We start from the raw sequence: 17,875 nt of genomic DNA, 5'->3' as shown, positions 1-17,875 counted from the left end.
TTGAAGGAGGATGTCATGAAAAAAATTGCTGTGTTGTTGAGTGGCTGTGGGGTGTTTGATGGAACTGAGATTCATGAAGCCGTATTAACCTTGCTGGCGATAACGCGAGCGGGAGCACAATATCAATGTTTTGCTCCGGACATGACTCAAATGCATGTGGTGAATCATCTAACGGGTGAGGTCAACACAGACGAAACCCGTAATGTGTTAGTAGAGTCTGCACGAATTGCTCGTGGTGAAGTACTCAATGCCAGCACCTTAGAGATCAGTCAATTTGATGGTTTGGTTATTCCCGGTGGTTTTGGTGCCGCTAAAAATTTATCCAACTTTGCAACTACTGGCAGTAATTGTCATATTCAGCCTATTGTAGAGAACTTTATTCGTGAGTTTTCTTTGGCACACAAGCCTGTTGGTTTTGTGTGTATTTCACCTGTGATGATCCCTAACATTTACGGCAAAGGAGCTGTTGGCACCATTGGCACAGATTCAGAGACGGCTCATGCATTCAATGAAATGGGCGGTAAGCATAAAGACGTGCAAGTTGAAGATATTGTTGTTGATGAAGTGAATAAAATAGTCAGTACGCCAGGGTATATGTTAGCGACATCGATATTAGAGGCACATATTGGTATTGAGAAACTGGTCAATAAAGTACTCGAAATGGCTTAACGATTGGCGTTGAAAAGCACGGTTTATATGAGCCCATTAATGTCAAAAAAAGTGCCACCTAAGGTGGCGCTATTAGTGGTGATTAGCTGGTTTTAGCTTGTTGTGATTTTCTGCTATCAAATAATGCCTGAGCTAACCCGACACAGAGCCCCGCAATGTGGGCACCATTTGCAATTGGCATTCCAAGCACATCAGTAAAGCCCAAGACTAACCAAATGAGCATAAAAATCATATAAGATTGCGGTAAGCTAATACCACAGCTGGGTTTGCGAATACCCATTAACCAAGTGTAACCCACCACAGCATAAACGACGCCAGACAGCCCACCAAAATTAGGTCCTGTCATGTAAAACTGCACAATATTAGGCAAAGTGCCCGCTGCAACTAATAAAAACAGTAGTGGTCGAGTACCCAAATTGGTTTCAATTTTACCGCCTAAGTACCACCACCACAGTATATTAAAGATGATATGCATAGCAGAAAAGTGCATTAGGCTTGGCGTAAACACTCGCCAAACTTGGTTTAAACCACTGTCCGCAACGGCGCCGAAAAAAGATAACTGAGTAAAGATAGCATTGGCAAAACCAAGGTTCATGCCAGCGAAAATGGCAACACAAACAAAAAAGCAGATTAACGTCAGCGGGCCAGCACCTTTCATAAACTGTTGAATTAAGCCTTTTGTTCCCGGGCCATAGTCAAATTTAGTATTGGTAGCGCCGTTATCCCAAGATGCCTGTAAATACTTACTGTCGTATGGGTTTTTAGCAAACTCAATTAACTCGGCGCGGGCTCGGTTTTCATCAGCTGGGTTATTAATCTCTAGGCTAACACCCTGAGCATGAGCCACGGCATGACATTGAATATTTAACCCCTTGAGGTAATCAATAAATGCTTGTGCAGCACGTGCATTCGCGAGTTGGCCAATTTCTATCATGAGTTCGCTAAGCTCCAAGCACTGAAACCGCCATCTAGGCTGTAAACATCATCAAAACCTTGCTCATTTAAGTAGTTAGCGGCACTTTGGCTGCTCATGCCGTGATAACAAACGACGACCAAAGGTCTATCCATATCAGCACTGCTAGTGAATTGAGCTAAATTTTCATTAGTTAAATGGGTTGAACCTTCAATATGACCGGCGGCAAAACTGGCCGCATCACGAATATCAACAACTTGTACGTCGTTAGATTCCGTGGACATATGGATAAGCTCATTAATAGACAAATGTTTAAAACCTGACATGACATAACCTATAAAGTATACGAATAGCGATTGGACTTGGTTTAGTTTGCAACAAGGGGTTGTATAAATACAACCCCTTGTTGGTGTGGGTAACTCAGATATTAACGTTTAATCCCAGCTCAAGATAACCTTTCCAGACTGACCTGAGCGCATCGCATCAAAGCCTTGCTGGAAATCATCGACACTAAAATGATGAGTGATGATAGGGGACAAGTCTAAACCTGATTGGATTAAACTGGCCATTTTGTACCAAGTTTCAAACATTTCACGGCCATAAATGCCTTTGATGAGCAAGCCTTTAAAAATGACTTTACTCCAATCAATGGCCATCTCGCCGCCAGGAATACCGAGCATGGCAATTTTACCGCCGTGGTTCATGGTGTCTAACATTGCGTGGAATGCCGATGGCACACCTGACATTTCTAAACCCACGTCAAAGCCTTCTGTCATGCCAAGTTCTTTGATGACATCGTTAAGGTTTTCGTTGGCGACGTTGACGGCGCGGGTTGCACCCATTTTTCTAGCAAGATCAAGTCGGTATTCGTTCACATCAGTAATCACCACATGACGTGCGCCGACGTGTTTACACACTGCCGCAGCCATAATACCAATAGGGCCTGCACCGGTAATCAATACGTCTTCGCCGACTAAATCAAACGATAACGCGGTATGGACGGCGTTACCAAATGGATCGAATATAGCGGCTAAATCATCTGAAATATCAGCAGGGATCTTGAAGGCGTTAAAAGCAGGCAGCACTAAGTATTCGGCAAATGCGCCATCACGGTTAACCCCAACACCTGAAGTGTTACGGCATAAGTGAGTACGGCCAGCACGACAGTTGCGGCAATGACCACAGGTGATGTGACCTTCTCCAGATACGCGGTCACCAATACTGAACCCACGAACTTCCTGGCCCACATCGACGACTTCGCCGACATATTCATGGCCGGCAATCATAGGTACAGGGATAGTTTTTTGTGACCATTCATCCCAGTTGTAGATATGGACGTCAGTACCACAGATAGCCGTTTTACGAATTTTAATTAACAGGTCATTGTGACCCATTTCTGGTTTTGGTGCTTCGACCATCCAAATGCCTTCTTCAGGCTTTAACTTACTTAATGCTTTCATGTTGATGACCTATTTTTAATCGGAACTATCTTTAGCCTGGGCTATTGTTACGAGATGCTGTTATCAATCTATGCTTCGATGAATCTAGGTTAGATTAGATAATGCCCATTTCTTTACCAATACGGGTAAAGGCAGCAATAGCATGATCAAGTTGAACGCGAGTGTGCGCCGCTGACATTTGAGTACGAATACGCGCTTGGCCCTTGGGTACCACAGGGAATGAGAAACCGACCACGTAAATATGTTCTTGCAATAAACGGTTGGAAAAGTCACTAGCCAATTTAGCATCGCCAATCATTACCGGAATAATGGCATGATCTGCACCACCTAAGGTAAAACCTGCTGCAGACATTTGTTCACGGAAATAACGACTGTTTTCCCAAACGGCTTCACGTAGATCTTGACCTGTTTTTAGCATTTCAAGCACGCGAATTGAGGCGCTAACAATCGAAGGGGCTAAGGAGTTTGAAAACAAGTAAGGGCGCGAGCGTTGACGTAACCATTCAACCACTTCTTTTTTCGCCGCCGTAAATCCACCCGACGCGCCGCCTAATGCTTTGCCTAATGTACCGGTAATAATGTCGACACGATCCATTACGTTGCAATATTCATGGGTTCCACGGCCATCTTGACCGATAAAGCCTACGGCATGAGAGTCATCGACCATCACCAATGCACCGTATTTATCGGCTAAGTCACATACGCCTTGAAGGTTAGCAATCACGCCATCCATTGAGAATACACCGTCAGTGGCAATTAAAATATTCCGCGCTCCAGCTGCTTGGGCTGCAATAAGCTGGGTTTCTAAGTCGGCCATGTTGTTGTTGGCATAACGAAAACGCTTAGCTTTACATAAACGCACGCCATCAATGATTGAGGCATGGTTAAGTGCATCGGATACAATCGCATCTTCAGCATCTAAAAGGGTTTCAAATAAACCCGCGTTAGCATCGAAGCAAGACGAATACAAAATGGTGTCTTCCATGCCTAAAAATTCACTTAGGCTGGCTTCTAATTGCTTATGAATGTCTTGAGTGCCACAGATGAATCGTACCGACGCCATACCAAATCCGTGACTGTCTAAACCGGCTTTTGCTGCTTTGATAAGTTCAGGATGGTTGGCTAAACCTAAATAGTTATTGGCGCAGAAGTTAATCACTTCTTCACTGTTAACCTCAATGGCGGTTTGTTGCGCGGAAGCAATGATGCGTTCACTTTTGTATAAGCCATCGGCTTTTACATCGACAATTTGCTGATTAATTCGGTCGTAAAAAGAGGTAGATGCCACCTGTGTTCTCCTAAATATGGTTATTATGCTTATCCAAATCACGCAGTAAAACACTGCGATAAATGACAGGGTGTTTTGGAGTTATTGGCATTCTAACCTTTATTTTTGTTGCTCTACAGTGTTTTTTTAGTCGTCAGACCAAGATGAATTAGTTTAGGGCTAGCGACTTATTCACATTAAAAAAACTAATCATTAACATGGTGAGTGACTTGGGTGGAAATAGGGGGTAGCGAACACCTCAATAACAACTATTCTGATCTCAATTGTAGTCGGTTATTCGCAAAGTAGAAGATCTGTTACTGATACTTGATTAACCAATATATCGGCATTCTATTGCGCTGCATTGTGGCGCTCTTGGCTGGCGATGTCTAAATAATGCTGTTCTAAGCGGCAGAATGTGGCGACAGAAGTTTGGGTCGAGTAAGCTTTAAAAATCATCAACACTCTTAATAAGCCATCATATAAGTTTGCTTTAGTGATGGTTGATGTGCTGGATTGGGTTAATTGGTAGCTAATCCAGAAGCTGACCATCATTTTCAGCGTGTCGGCAAGTGCGGTAATTTTACTATCCTCAATATCAAGGAAACCGTCTTTTTTGAGTTTGCTGACCACATCACTTGAACGAGTTAGGACTTGTTGTTGCGCGTGTAAGTAGCGTTTTTTGAGGGCTTCATCACGGCTTAAAATATCGGCCAAGTTGGCATGCATAAACCTAAATTCCCATAAGGTATAGAACATGGCATCAAAGTAACCCATTAATAATTCGATGGTAATAGGCTCATCGTCATAAAGCTTAAAGCCTGACTCTAAATGACTTTCATACAAGCTGAAAATTGAATTAATGATGTCTTCTTTATTACGGAAGTGGTAGTACAAATTGCCCGGGCTAATGCCTAAGTGTGTGGCAATATGGTTGGTGGTAATACTGCGTTCACCGTGTTCATTGAACAGTTCTAAGCTGGCAAAAATGATTTTATCGCGAGTTTTCATGGGGTTTCCATATTCATTATTGGCTTATTGTCGCTCAAATAATTCGTTAAGCTGACTTAATCTGAGTATGTTAGCATTGTGATTATCTGACAAGCAAAAATCGATGACTCATCTTACATGAACCGTATTGTTTATTCTTTCTTTCTCTATTTGTTGTTTCCGCTGGTGATTGTCTATCTAGCATTTCGGGCGATAAAAAGTGTCGACTATCGGAGTCGTTGGTCTGAACGCTTTGGTTTTGCCAATGTCACTCAAACCGATGTGCTGATCCACTGTGTCTCTATGGGAGAGACTTTGGCGGCTATTCCGTTAATTAAGCAGCTTATGGCTGCGCATTCTCAGTATTCGTTTACCGTTACAACAACCAGCCCTACCGGATCGGCTGAAGTGAAAAAAGCCTTTGGTGATAAGGTGCAGCATTGTTACTTACCGTTTGATTTTTCCTATGCCATCAAAGGTTTTTTACGCCAACTACAACCCAAAGTGTGCATTATTATGGAGACCGAGCTGTGGCCTAACTTGGTCCATTTTGCGCACCGGCAACAAGTGACATTGATTTTGGCCAATGCTCGACTGTCGCAAAAGTCAGCCGATAAATACGCTAATAAGCGTCGTTTGGCTGTGCCTATGTTAAACAAACTCAACTTGATTACCGTACAAACTCAACGTGAAGCCGATCGGTTTATACATTTGGGCGTGGACATTCAACGCATACATGTGTGTGGTAGTTTAAAGTTTGATCTCACTATTGACCCGACAAAAAAACACCAAGCAAATACGCTTCGTGCCCAGTGGGATCGGGTGAATTCGCCGATTTGGGTTGCTGGGAGTGTTCATCCTGGTGAGTTTGAGGCGGTTTTGACTGCCCATAAGCAGCTATTAATTGTTTTCCCTGAGGCATTATTGATTATGGCGCCACGACACCCAGAACAATTTAATTTAGCCGCTATTACCGTAACCCAGTCTGGATTGACGTTAGCCAGACGCAGTATGAATGATGAGGTGAATAGCCAGACTCAAGTATTGCTGGGCGATACCATGGGTGAGTTGGTGATGTTATATGGTGCGGCAGATCAAGCGTTTATTGGCGGCACATTAATTAATAGCGGTGGCCATAATCCGCTTGAACCAGCGGCCATGGGATTACCTGTCTATGTTGGCCCTAATCATTGGGACTTTGCTCAAATCACCCAATTGCTTGCTGACGCCGGAGCATTAACCTGCATTACCTCTGCAGATGAATTAGCGCAAGGGTTACAACATAAATTTACCGATAGCCAGATGTATCACGCAGCATCCTCGGCGGCTCTCGCTGTGGTGGAACAAAATCGTGGTGCGTTATTGAAGCAATTTACGCTAATCAATAAGCTCATCGTTTAGCATTTAAGCGTTGATTAATTTGGAAATGGACCCTGGTAAGGGTCTATTTTCAATGACAAGATTACACACTGATTAGGTTTAAATCGGGTTGATGCTCTGGTAACCGGTAAGTAATTGCTGCCAATGTTGCTGATTAAAATTCAGCGTTGTCAGTTTGGCGAGCTCTTTTTTAAAAGAACGTAACAAACGGTCCAGATTAGCTTGTTGCCACGTAGCTTGCGGTGTACGTAACTCACCGCGATCAAAATCTATTAAATAAAATTTTCCGTGAGCCAATAAGATGTTTTTAGCATTGAGATCGGCGTGATATACCCCGCGCTGATGAAATTGGGCAATGGTTTCACCAAGTAAATACCACAGTGACTCTGTCATGGGGTGATGACTTAACTGCGCCACTAAATCGTTTGCCCCAGCAACATGTTCAATAATAATATCGGCTCGATACCATAATCCAAATCGTTCAACATTCGCTGCTATTGGGCGTGGAACCGCAAACCCTTGTTGATATAAGGTTTCGAGTATGGCCAATTCAGCCACCGCGCGGGTTCGTTGTAAGCCAGTATAGAGATAGGCATCACGGCTGAATTTTTCCATCATCCCACCACGCCAATAATGACGTAACACCCATGTTTGCGGTGAGTCGAGATCAGCGGTTTTGACAAACCAGGTGGTGTAGCGGCCCTTAGACTGACCGACAACGGCATTTTTTTTCTGCCAACCATCGACGGCAAAGTCTTGTGGTGCTAAGTGCTGGGCAGTGGTTTCACACCAGGCAATATGGCCAAGTTGAGTGGTTTTTATGTGCATCTAATTATCAATAGCATTGGTGAGATTGTGGATCGAAATAACATTATACCTTAAGATCACTCACTTGCCTTAACAGCCTTATTTTTCACTTAAGCATATTGGATAATCAATGAAAGCTGACTTTAGTGCGATACGTTCATTATGTTTACTGCGTTTATCTGCCATTGGTGATGTATGCCACGCTGTAGCAATGGTGCAGGCGATTCAAAAACAGTATCCAGACCTTAGCATTACTTGGATTATTGGTAAGGTTGAATATCAATTACTCAAGCACTTACCTGGCATTAAGTTTGTTATTTTTGATAAGTCCAAGGGCTGGCGAAGCTATGTGCAGTTACGCAGTGATTTACACGGTCAGCGCTTTGATGTGTTGCTGCACATGCAAGTTGCCCTGCGCGCAACCATAGCTTCATTAATGATTAAGGCGCGAGTGCGTGTCGGATTTGATAAGGCAAGAGCCAAAGAAGGTCAGTGGCTGGTAACCAACCACGCTGTTGAGCCATTGGCCACACCCCATGTATTAGAAGGGTTTATGGGCTTTGCTAACGCCATTGGTGTTAAAGACTTAACCCCTAGTTGGAACATTCCAGTACCCCAAGCAGACACTGATTTTGCTAAACAGCTGGTGGGCGATGATAAGGTGTTGGTGATTTGTGCTGCTGCCAGTAAAGCCGATCGAAATTGGCTACCAGAGCGTTATGCTGCAGTAGCCGATTATGCGGCTGAGCAAGGTTATCGAGTGATGTTGTGCGGCGGACCAAGCGCACTAGAAAAAACCTTAGCCGATGTTATCCAATCTCATAGCCAGCATCCATTGGATAACCAAGTAGGCAAGACATCGCTAACTCAGCTGCTTGCTGTGTTAAAACAAGCCAAGCTAGTGCTCGCACCTGATACCGGGCCATTGCATATGGCGGTCACTCAAGGCACACCTGTTATTGGTTTGTATGCTCATTCTAATCCTGGACGAACAGGACCCTATTTTTATCGTCAATACACCGTCAGTGTTTACCCGCAAGTGATAGCCATTCAATTTGATGCACCAGTGAAATGGGGCACGCGTGCTAAAGGTGAGCATTTAATGGCACTGATAGTGGTTGATGAGGTTAAGACTCAGTTTGATAAATTCATTAAGCAGTAAAAAGCTCGCCTTTAAGCGAGCTGTCATTATCTGAATTCGGGTTTAATATTTATATTTGCCACGGAATAAACCAAATATTGCACTCAGCAGTGGTATGGGGAGCTTTGTTTTTCGATGCTGTTTAAGCATATACCAATGCCAAGCTTGTTTTTTATACTCAATAATTTGTGCTTTAGTTAACGTATCGTTAAACATATCGCAGTAATCTATGATGTATTTTAATTCTCTCATCGGGATATCTTGACGATAACCTCTGCCAGAATAATGAATAAAATCAGATTTTTGATAATTATCGTAACCTAATAGCTGCATACGATTAAAGTTAGCTTCCACACCGATGCTTTTTATATTATCTCTTCTGATGAGATAGTTAATATAGGTTTGGTCGTAAAATTTAACCTTGTTGCAAATGGCCTGCATTTCTTCAATATTGGCTTTATCAAATAAGCCTGTTTCTTTTGAGACGAGAAACATCCCAGAGTTGTAATAAACGATCTTATCGTCTTCTTTTGGCCAGTCGACTTCGCCTAAGATAGTATTGATTTGTACCGCTTGCTCGCCACGATCCCGATAACAACCTTCGTTAAACATATAAACGGTATCAAGATCTGGATAGAGTTCAAATACGTCTCGAGCCCATGGCGTCACGATAATATCTGCATCTAGATACAGTACTCGGTCATATTGTTTGAGTATTTCAGCAATATATAGTTTTTCAGACCATGCCGGACTGGAGTCAAATTTAGGGTTACTTACATGAATGTTATAATGCAGTTGATCTGAAACGATGACATCAGCCCCAATTCTTTCGCCATAAGCTTTAAAGCTTGAAATGGCAGCGCGATACATTGGATTATCGCCAATAGCGAGTGTAAAAATAGCCTTCTTCATCCGTTCACCTTGCTTAGATTTATGTATTTTGGTGTTAAGTATTTAACTGAGAGAGTTCATTTCTTTATATTGTTGGAATACTCGATCAACGCTGATGTCTTCGATGTGACCTCTACCTTCTGTTGCATACATTACGTGCGACACCTCACTTTCCGGTGGCGCCCAATAAGGCTTTTTCTCACGCATCATCGCTAATAAAGGCCGTTGAGCAGCAAAAGCAAAGTGCAATATTGCCGTATCGACTGTTACCACAAAATCAGCGTGTGCTATGAGTGATGGTAGTTCAAAAAAATGTTCGTTTACGGTGAAAACAGCCGCTTGTGTATTTGTTAGTGTGGTAAATTTTTCGGTTTCAACACTAACAGATTCAAAGTTTTCTTGAGTAACATTGATGATAAAACGCTGAGTCGGATCCATTGCTGATATTTTTTCAATCAGGGAAAATAACTGCGATAATTTCCAGTCTTTTTTATCATTAGTCGATAAGTGATTTAAAAAGATAAGTTTCCCTTGCTTTTTTAGGTCACTAAATTTGCCGTTTAACCACGACTGAGTAATGGGCTCAATGGCCTCAGGAACCTTTAAGGTAGGCATTAATTGCTCAGGTGGTAAGCTCAGTCCCAAAACCTGATTAAATATCATATTGTATCTATCAGTAATATGATGAGACTTAGGAAGGCTGTTTTCGTTCAATATAAAAATATGGTTTGAGTGACCAAAAAACAGTTTGTTTAACCATCCAAATGAAGCACTTTTAGGGATACTAGACACAATAAAAGCACTGTCGCTTATGCTGCGAGCGATGTGTGAATATTGTCGACTTTTACTGACTGAATGACAGAATATGATGTCATATTGACGCAGCTTTGCCTGCTCAATATGGCTTTGCATGGCTGATTTTGAATCAGTGCAGCCGTAAGTTAGCTTAAATACGCCTTCAGTATCCATCCATTGTTGTAAGATTTTACTTCGAGATAAGCGCCAACTATCACTATTACAACGAATATCATCTAACCAGATGTCGATTTCTATATGACCATATTGCTTTTTTAAAGCAATAAGAAAGGTTTTTAAGTAAAGAAAGTCACCTAGCGCAACTGGCGAAATAAACAGTAAGCGTTTACACGTTTGTAATTGCTTTGTGGAAACTATTGGCATATGAATAGACAGCTTAGTTGATAGTTATAATTGAAATAATACCTTGAAAAGAGCGCTTTTTGAATCAATACCTTGAGAAAATGAACCAGAAGTATTGATTTCATTTAATATCTGATTAGTTGGTTAAGAGGATTAGAGGTAGATTGAGGTGTGTTATCATTTATACTAGTGCTCTTTGTAAACTCTGATGCGGAATGATTGATAGGAATTAACTTGCGATGATTTGTTTTGATGTGTTACATCCCTATTATTTACCACAATATTTCCCTGTTGCTGCTGAGCTGAAGAAGCGTTCGGTTTCAGTTACCTATGTAATTTACAAGAGTGTTGATCAGCAGTCGGTATTGGAATCGCTTGTGAGCAAGCACCAACTAAACGTAGTGTGGGTCAATGATGAAGTTGAAGCGCTCGAATTTTATTTATTGAACAAGCCCAAATGGATTGTGTTCGGTAATGCATTTGCTTCAGCGTCACGCTTAAAAGGGATCAGTCAGACTGCCTTGATGCAGCATGGTGTCGGGCCAAAGTCGGTATATTATACTGTTTCAAAAGGCGATATTGAAGTTCGCTTTGTAGAAGGGCAATACCGTTTGAAGCGGTTACAGAATATGTTTCCTGAAAAAGTGTTCATTGATACGGGGTATGCCAAGTTAGATCCCATTATTCAAGGCGATGAACCGGGTTTAGACTTAGCCTCTTTAGGGTTAGATACCCGTAAAAAAACCTTATTATACGCGCCGACATTTTACCCAAGCAGTATTGAGGCAATGGCTAAAAATTGGCCCGCTGAATTTTCTGAATATAATATTTTGCTCAAACCGCATTATTTTTCGTTGAGCAAATTAAATTATAAAAAACAAAAAGCACTGCTTACTCATTGGGCAAGTTTTGATAATGTCTATTTAGCGCCAGCTGAAGAAGCCAATTTATTGCCTTTTATGGTCTCAGCAGACGTATTAATAAGTGATGCTTCTTCGGCTTTATTTGAGTTTGCAGCATTAAATAAACCTGTTGTTTGGTGTGATTTTTATCACTTACGGTGGTCTTATCGGGGGATTTTTAAATTTAGATTTAAAAATCGTGTTGATCAAGATTTATACCGCTACGCAGACATTGCTGCCCATGCCAAAACATATAAACAATTAAAGCAAGTTGTTGACCAGCAGATAGCAGACCCAGAGTTATTTGCCCCCCAAAGGACGCAATATACTGCAGAACTAGTGGGGGTTGTTGATGGCCTTTGTAGCCAGCGAATTGCTGACTATTTATTAAGCTAAGGATCTAGATGAACGTTATTACATTCGGTACTTTTGACATGTTTCATATTGGTCATTTAAATATTTTAGAAAGAGCGAAAGAATTAGGTGGCACATTGACTGTTGGAGTGTCATCTGATGCGCTCAATTTTAGTAAAAAACACCGAAATCCAATTTGTGATGAAAGAGACCGAATGAGGATTGTTGCTGCGTTGGCGTGTGTTGATAATGTTTTCTTAGAAGAGTCGTTAGAGTTGAAAGCTGATTATATTCAACGGCATAAAGCTGATTTCTTAGTTATGGGTGATGATTGGGCGGGACGTTTTGACCATCTATCTCATCTGTGTAAAGTGATCTATTTACCAAGGACACCAGCCATTTCAACAACCATGCTGATAGAAGTGGTTAAAGAAGTTAGATAATAAGTTAATCATTTTTATGTACAAAAAAATGCTATGGATATGAAAATACCATAGCATTTTTTATTGTCGACCAGTACGAGGGTTAACCCATTACTTACTGGCCAATGAAGTGCTGGGTTTTAAGCCAGTTTAAATATTCAGGTACAGCTTGTTCAACCGTTTTAAACTCGCCTTGGTAACCTGCCGCTCTTAACTGGTTTAAGTCAGCTTGGGTATAACTTTGGTAAGCACCTTTAAGCTTGTCAGGGAAAGGAATGTACTCAATGTGTCCTTTTCCATGATACGCAATGACGGCATTGGCTACATCATTAAAGCTTTGTGCTTGGCCGGTACCGCAATTATAAATCCCTGACACAGATGGATTCTGCCATAACCACAAATTAACTTTTACCACATCTTCCACAAACACAAAATCGCGCAGTTGCTGACCATTATCATATCCATCAACACCCTCAAACAAGCGACATATGCCGTTGGCGTTAATTTGGTTGTTAAAGTGGAAGGCAACACTGGCCATACCGCCTTTATGTTGTTCACGGGGACCATAGACGTTGAAATAACGTAAACCAGCGACTTGGCTGGTCAGTTCTTGTTGTCTCACGTACTGATCAAACAAGAACTTAGAGTAAGCATAAACATTGAGTGGCTTTTCAAATTCACGCTGTTCAATAAATTTCTCGCTGCCGCCATAGACTGAGGCTGAAGATGCATAGATAAATTGACAGTCATTGGCTTGGCTATAATGCAACAACGTTTTTGAATACTCGTAGTTATTTGCCATCATAAACTTGCCATCCCACTCGGTGGTCGATGAGCAAGCACCTTGATGGAAAATGACCTCTATTTTATGATCAAAGTCGCCGGCTTTGATTTGCTGGATGAAGTCGTCTTTATCGAGATAGTCGGCGATTTCACAATCGGCCAAATTAAACATTTGCGTACCGTCAGTTAAGTCGTCTACCGCAATAATGTCATTACGCCCCATGGCATTAAGTTGTTTTACTAAATTACTACCAATAAACCCGGCTGCGCCTGTCACAACTATCATATTCGTATTTCCATTATTGTTGCTCGCGATGAGCTTAATTTAACACACTGCGACAATCTAAGATTGTTTGTTCAAAAAGTCGGCTATGTCATTCGATACCTGATCAAAGTTGATTAATGCCATATTACGACCGGTTCTTTTTCCTACTGGGGGCGTATAAGCAAATCGCTTGCTGGGTTCAGATAATGTTCCCCATCTAATATGGGGTGTTGAGCGTCTTCCTGCGTAAAATCCAACCGTGGGCACATTATGTAACCCCGCGATATGTAGCGGCCCTGTTGAGCCAGCAATAAACATATCTGCTGCGACCAATGACTCGGAAAAATCAATCAACCGATCAAGCGGTTTAGCTAACGATATGTTGATTGAAGTATTGGCCAGTAGAGCTTGAATTTCTTCTGCAAGCTCCCGTTCACTGCCATTGAATGTTAAAACGAAGTGGCATGCTGACGGGGTCATTCTATCAATATTTATGATCAACTTAACGAGCTTTTCTATCGGGACGCAACCAGAAGACCCGCCAGTACCGGGATGAATAAAAATCAGCTTTTCATTGGCTAATTTTTGGTAATATTCTTGCCAATATTGCTTACGAGCACTCATATCCCAAAATCTATTGGGCAGTGCAGGGATGGCATAACCGTGGTGAGTTAAGAAGTGCTCCACTAGCATGCACGCTCCTCGCCAGCAACCTTCACTGTTTAAGTATTCATTGCTTGCCCGATGCTGATATAAATACTGATACCAATTATGTTTGGGAACTAATTTATAAGGAATGTTGCTTTTGTTAAGGATTTTATAAATTCGAAATTCTGATAAAAGGACTATTACTGCATCGTAATGTTGCTGCGCAATGTGCTCTGCAATACTTGCATCATCTTGTGAGTCGATGAGGGTGTTATCTACATACGGACAGGCTTGTGCAAAAGACTTAACAACCGGCGCGACAAATACATCAATTGTTGCATCTGGCATCGCTTTCCTGAGTAGGTAAAGTGCTGGCCATGTCAGTACAAAATCACCAATTTTATCGTGCTTAATGACTAAGATTTTTTTCATGAGAATATCTAAAAAGTAAAAATTAACTCAATTCCATCGGATGATGGGGCTCATTATATTGTCAATACTAACGATTTACTCAACCATTATCATGACTGGAGTAAGGGTTTTGACAGAGTATATCAACTCAAGACGGTTTGTTGATAGTTTTGCATTAGTAATTGTCCCTAGGGTTAACTATTATCGTTTTGGCGTGCTATTTTTGGCTAATAAAGTTGTTGCTAGGAATTTTTTAACAACAAGCTAAAGCCCGATTATTAGTGATATACTCTCAAATCTCTCACTGTCATAATGGTGAAATGCACGTGAGTGAAAGGACGTAAAATAACTACTGACTTGATAAAGGTTTTTCTTCAATTTATTCAATGGATTAAATAAAATGTCACTAGGCAAAGTAACCTAACTGTAGCATCTACCATTTTATTCAGCAGTTTGTTGTTATTACTGAATATTTTAGGCTTAAATATCAGTAGTTCAACAAGATTAAAATTGTTTTTGGGTTAGTAATATTATGAAATTTAAAGTTTTTTTAATTAATTTAGATAGCAGTACTGAACGGTTTACGTTCATGGATGAACAGCTCAAACAGTTAGGTATCCAGTACCAGCGTATTTCTGCCGTATACGGTAAAGAGTTACGCGATGTCGATATTGCTAAAGTATACGATCCGCAAACAAACCTCCAAAAGTACGACAAAATGCTTAATTTGGGTGAGATTGGCTGTTATCTTAGCCATGTCCAATGCTGGCAAATGATTGTTGAACAGCAGTTAGATTACGCATTAATTCTTGAGGATGATTCTGTCTTAGATCCCGGATTAATGACGGTTATGCAGCATATTGATAATCTTTCTACTGACTGGGATTACATCAAACTGTGTCATGGGCGTAAACAGAAAGGCATTGTAAAATCGATAGCGCTTGATGATCGTTTTAGTCTGTCTACGTGCTTAAAGTTGCCGGCTTCTACTCGCGGTCAGTGTGTGTCATTGGCCGGAGCACAAAAATTATTGGCAACGACATACCCTATTGCTCGCCCAGTTGATATCGATATTCAGTATTGGTACGAAAAACACTTGCGTTGCTTTGTTGTCAGACCTTTCCCTGTGATCGGTACCGATTTCGAAAGTGATATCAGTCGCCACGGGAAACGCAATAACGCTGAGCGTCACCATTTGCTGCGTATTTGGCAAAAAGTGAAATACGAGCTGAAATTATCGAAGCATAAAAAACAATTGCCACCACTTCCCAGAACAAAAAGACAGTAATTTAGTCATGTGACATTTGCCAATACGTGAACGTGATGGTGATTTATCCTGGCGATGAAAGTAGATAAACTAGCGATTATAACGGTAAGGTAAAGGCGATATTATGCACAGAAGAGCGGTTTACCCAGGAACCTTTGACCCTGTAACCAATGGTCATGCCGATTTAATCGAACGTGCAGCACGCTTATTCAAGCACGTGATTATTGGTATAGCATCAAATCCTTCTAAGCAACCTCGTTTCTCTCTTCAAGAGCGTGTCGCCCAAGTTAATTTGGTGACAGCACATTTAGACAATGTTGAGGTTGTCGGTTTTACGGGGTTGTTGGTTGATTTTGCCAAAGAACAGCGAGCGAGTGTGTTAATTCGTGGACTGCGTGCAGTATCCGATTTTGAATATGAGTTTCAGTTAGCAAACATGAATCGTCGTTTAAGCCCTGATCTTGAAAGTGTATTTTTGACACCCGCGGAAGAAAATTCATTTATTTCTTCTACGCTAGTGAAAGAAGTGGCATTACACGGCGGCGATGTGAGTCAATTTGTTCATCCACAGATCGCCGCTGCATTAAAGCAAAAAGTAGCGCAAAATCAAGCTGATAATAAGGGCGATGTAATATTATGATACAAGGATTTAGTCGGTTAACTAATGTGGTCGCTGCAATAGGGTTAAGCGCTATGATGACCTATAGCAGTGCTCAAGCGGCACCATGGGTCGATACCTCTGACATCTATTTACGTGCAGATATTCAAGCTTTAGCGGATGCTGGAGTGATTAGTGCGCCAATTAATACGTTTCCATTGATGTGGTCTGGTATAGGGGCTGATCTAGCTCAAGCTGAACCGGCGTTATTAACGCCTGATTTGGTGGATGCATTTGCTCGGGTTAATTTTTACTACCAAAATGCCGTTGGCAATCGTGGTAACACCAGTATAAAAGTGGCCGCGGCAACAGATGCGGCGCGTTTTCAGCATTTTGGCTCTGATTATCGTGAAAAGGGCCAGTTACAAGGCTCACATGAATACACTGGTGAGCGATTTTCGTATAAAATTTCAGCATCTGCTAATTATAACCCTGCAGACGACGAAGAAATCCGTTTAGATGATTCTTATATTGCGGTGGTGCTAGGTAATTGGATTGTGACTGCCGGCAGTGTTGGCCAGTGGTGGGGACCTGGATTTGACTCCTCACTTCATAAATCAAACAATGCCCGGCCAATGCCGTCTTTAATGGTCAGTCGTAATAATTCACAAGCATTTGAAACACCTTGGCTGTCATGGATAGGCGATTGGAGCTTAACCGGTGGCGTGAGTGTGACCGAAGAAGATCGTTATGCTCCGCATACCCTATTATGGAATCTTCGTGGTGCCATTAAGCCATTTAAGCAGTTAGAAATTGGTTTATCTTGGACCACACAGTTTTGTGGTGAAGGTCAAGAATGTAGCTTTAATACCGCCATTAAATCAATTACTGGTCAGCGAGACTGTCGAGCAGATAATGTTGATGAAGTAGGCTGTTCAAACTATGGCAATCAGATGGCGGGCTTCGATGTTAGATATGCTGATACATGGTTTAATGTGCCTGTGGGCTTGTATCTAGAACGCACCTGTGAAGATTCAAAAGGCGATCCATGGCAAATTGTTGACTGCGGCAAAATGGTCGGTGCGGACACGCGCTTTAATATTGCCAAACAACAATATAAATTATTTGTCGAGTACACCGATACCATGGTGTATTGCGGTGAAGATAAAGACCAGTTTAACTGTTTTTATGAACACTCCACTTATCAAAGTGGCTCGCGATATTATGGCCGCGCTTTTGGCAGTACCTATGACAGTGATGCCAATGTTTATGCATTAGGGTTAATTGGTCAGTTCGATAATAGCCATGGTTTTACCTCGATACTCCGTTATGCTCAACTGAATAAAGATGGTGCTAATCGCGGTGGTGTGTGGGCGCCGCAACCCTTAAAAGAAGATATCATGATGCTGGAGCTATCATATCGTTTGCCGATGTTTAATGGCATGTTGACCTTAGGTGGTAGTGTGGCTAATTCTGAATTTGACGTCCAAGACGATGATACTCAAGGCACAGCTTTTTCGACTTACGAATATAAATTTTAAGCGTTATT

Annotated in this window: 18 protein-coding genes; 8 read left to right on the top strand and 10 right to left on the bottom strand. The window is 41.6% G+C overall.

What is annotated here, in order from left to right:
* Positions 1-15: 15 nt before the first annotated feature.
* Entirely contained in the window at positions 16-669 is a 654-nt protein-coding gene (elbB, locus tag AAEZ00_RS02595; protein WP_124012852.1) for an isoprenoid biosynthesis glyoxalase ElbB, read from the top strand.
* An 82-nt stretch (positions 670-751) separates the two neighbouring features.
* On the opposite strand, the gene glpG is transcribed toward elbB, so the two are convergent.
* From glpG to AAEZ00_RS02570, 5 genes are all read right to left on the bottom strand, one after another.
* Positions 752-1,603, bottom strand: a complete 852-nt coding sequence (gene glpG / locus AAEZ00_RS02590) for a rhomboid family intramembrane serine protease GlpG (RefSeq protein WP_124012851.1) — start codon at positions 1,601-1,603, stop codon at positions 752-754.
* A complete protein-coding gene (gene glpE / locus AAEZ00_RS02585) occupies positions 1,600-1,908 on the bottom strand; it encodes a thiosulfate sulfurtransferase GlpE (RefSeq protein ID WP_101033353.1) in 309 nt (102 codons plus the stop codon). The genes glpG and glpE overlap by 4 nt, the downstream gene beginning before the upstream one ends.
* 108 nt (positions 1,909-2,016) lie before the next feature.
* Positions 2,017-3,042: an L-threonine 3-dehydrogenase gene (gene tdh, locus AAEZ00_RS02580; protein WP_124012850.1), complete on the bottom strand. Its 1,026-nt coding sequence runs from the start codon at positions 3,040-3,042 to the stop codon at positions 2,017-2,019.
* 94 nt (positions 3,043-3,136) lie between these two features.
* Complete coding sequence (locus AAEZ00_RS02575; protein ID WP_101033351.1) at positions 3,137-4,330, bottom strand: glycine C-acetyltransferase; 1,194 nt, start codon at positions 4,328-4,330, stop codon at positions 3,137-3,139.
* Between the two features lie 330 nt (positions 4,331-4,660).
* Entirely contained in the window at positions 4,661-5,320 is a 660-nt protein-coding gene (locus tag AAEZ00_RS02570; protein WP_351088290.1) for a TetR/AcrR family transcriptional regulator, read from the bottom strand.
* 117 nt (positions 5,321-5,437) lie between these two features.
* On the opposite strand from AAEZ00_RS02570, the gene waaA reads away from it, so the two are divergent.
* A complete protein-coding gene (gene waaA, locus AAEZ00_RS02565; RefSeq protein WP_335687019.1) occupies positions 5,438-6,700 on the top strand; it encodes a lipid IV(A) 3-deoxy-D-manno-octulosonic acid transferase in 1,263 nt (420 codons plus the stop codon).
* 78 nt (positions 6,701-6,778) lie between these two features.
* On the opposite strand, the gene AAEZ00_RS02560 is transcribed toward waaA, so the two are convergent.
* Complete coding sequence (locus tag AAEZ00_RS02560; protein ID WP_351088287.1) at positions 6,779-7,507, bottom strand: 3-deoxy-D-manno-octulosonic acid kinase; 729 nt, start codon at positions 7,505-7,507, stop codon at positions 6,779-6,781.
* A gap of 109 nt (positions 7,508-7,616) precedes the next feature.
* Between AAEZ00_RS02560 and AAEZ00_RS02555 the strand changes: the two genes are divergently transcribed.
* Entirely contained in the window at positions 7,617-8,648 is a 1,032-nt protein-coding gene (locus AAEZ00_RS02555; RefSeq protein WP_164839419.1) for a glycosyltransferase family 9 protein, read from the top strand.
* A 42-nt stretch (positions 8,649-8,690) separates the two neighbouring features.
* Here the strand turns inward: AAEZ00_RS02555 and AAEZ00_RS02550 are convergent, their stop codons facing one another.
* On the bottom strand, positions 8,691-9,539 hold the full coding sequence (locus tag AAEZ00_RS02550) for a glycosyltransferase (RefSeq protein ID WP_351088285.1): 849 nt from the start codon (positions 9,537-9,539) through the stop codon (positions 8,691-8,693).
* Positions 9,540-9,581: 42 nt separating this feature from the next.
* On the bottom strand, positions 9,582-10,697 hold the full coding sequence (locus tag AAEZ00_RS02545; protein WP_351088283.1) for a glycosyltransferase family 9 protein: 1,116 nt from the start codon (positions 10,695-10,697) through the stop codon (positions 9,582-9,584).
* A gap of 218 nt (positions 10,698-10,915) precedes the next feature.
* Here AAEZ00_RS02545 and AAEZ00_RS02540 point away from each other — a divergent pair, with 218 nt between their 5' ends.
* Positions 10,916-11,974 (top strand): CDP-glycerol glycerophosphotransferase family protein, encoded by a 1,059-nt coding sequence (locus AAEZ00_RS02540; RefSeq protein ID WP_124012845.1) that lies wholly within the window; start codon positions 10,916-10,918, stop codon positions 11,972-11,974.
* An 8-nt stretch (positions 11,975-11,982) separates the two neighbouring features.
* Positions 11,983-12,375: an FAD synthase family protein gene (locus tag AAEZ00_RS02535; protein WP_124012844.1), complete on the top strand. Its 393-nt coding sequence runs from the start codon at positions 11,983-11,985 to the stop codon at positions 12,373-12,375.
* Between the two features lie 94 nt (positions 12,376-12,469).
* On the opposite strand, the gene rfaD is transcribed toward AAEZ00_RS02535, so the two are convergent.
* A complete protein-coding gene (gene rfaD, locus AAEZ00_RS02530; protein ID WP_124012843.1) occupies positions 12,470-13,423 on the bottom strand; it encodes an ADP-glyceromanno-heptose 6-epimerase in 954 nt (317 codons plus the stop codon).
* 57 nt (positions 13,424-13,480) lie between these two features.
* Positions 13,481-14,482, bottom strand: a complete 1,002-nt coding sequence (locus tag AAEZ00_RS02525) for a glycosyltransferase family 9 protein (RefSeq protein ID WP_124012842.1) — start codon at positions 14,480-14,482, stop codon at positions 13,481-13,483.
* 511 nt (positions 14,483-14,993) lie between these two features.
* On the opposite strand from AAEZ00_RS02525, the gene AAEZ00_RS02520 reads away from it, so the two are divergent.
* The 3 genes from AAEZ00_RS02520 (at position 14,994) to AAEZ00_RS02510 (ending at position 17,867) form a co-directional block, all read left to right on the top strand.
* On the top strand, positions 14,994-15,749 hold the full coding sequence (locus AAEZ00_RS02520; RefSeq protein WP_101033341.1) for a glycosyltransferase family 25 protein: 756 nt from the start codon (positions 14,994-14,996) through the stop codon (positions 15,747-15,749).
* A 103-nt stretch (positions 15,750-15,852) separates the two neighbouring features.
* Positions 15,853-16,368, top strand: coding sequence for a pantetheine-phosphate adenylyltransferase (gene coaD, locus AAEZ00_RS02515; RefSeq protein ID WP_101033340.1), 516 nt, complete (start codon positions 15,853-15,855; stop codon positions 16,366-16,368).
* A complete protein-coding gene (locus AAEZ00_RS02510; RefSeq protein ID WP_101033339.1) occupies positions 16,365-17,867 on the top strand; it encodes a capsule assembly Wzi family protein in 1,503 nt (500 codons plus the stop codon). Before coaD ends, AAEZ00_RS02510 begins: the two co-directional genes overlap by 4 nt.
* Positions 17,868-17,875 lie beyond the last annotated feature (8 nt).

Source organism: Shewanella sp. S1-49-MNA-CIBAN-0167 (assembly GCF_040310145.1).
GTDB classification, from domain to species: Bacteria; Pseudomonadota; Gammaproteobacteria; order Enterobacterales; family Shewanellaceae; genus Shewanella; species Shewanella psychromarinicola.
This window is presented reverse-complemented; position numbering and strand designations above follow the sequence as displayed.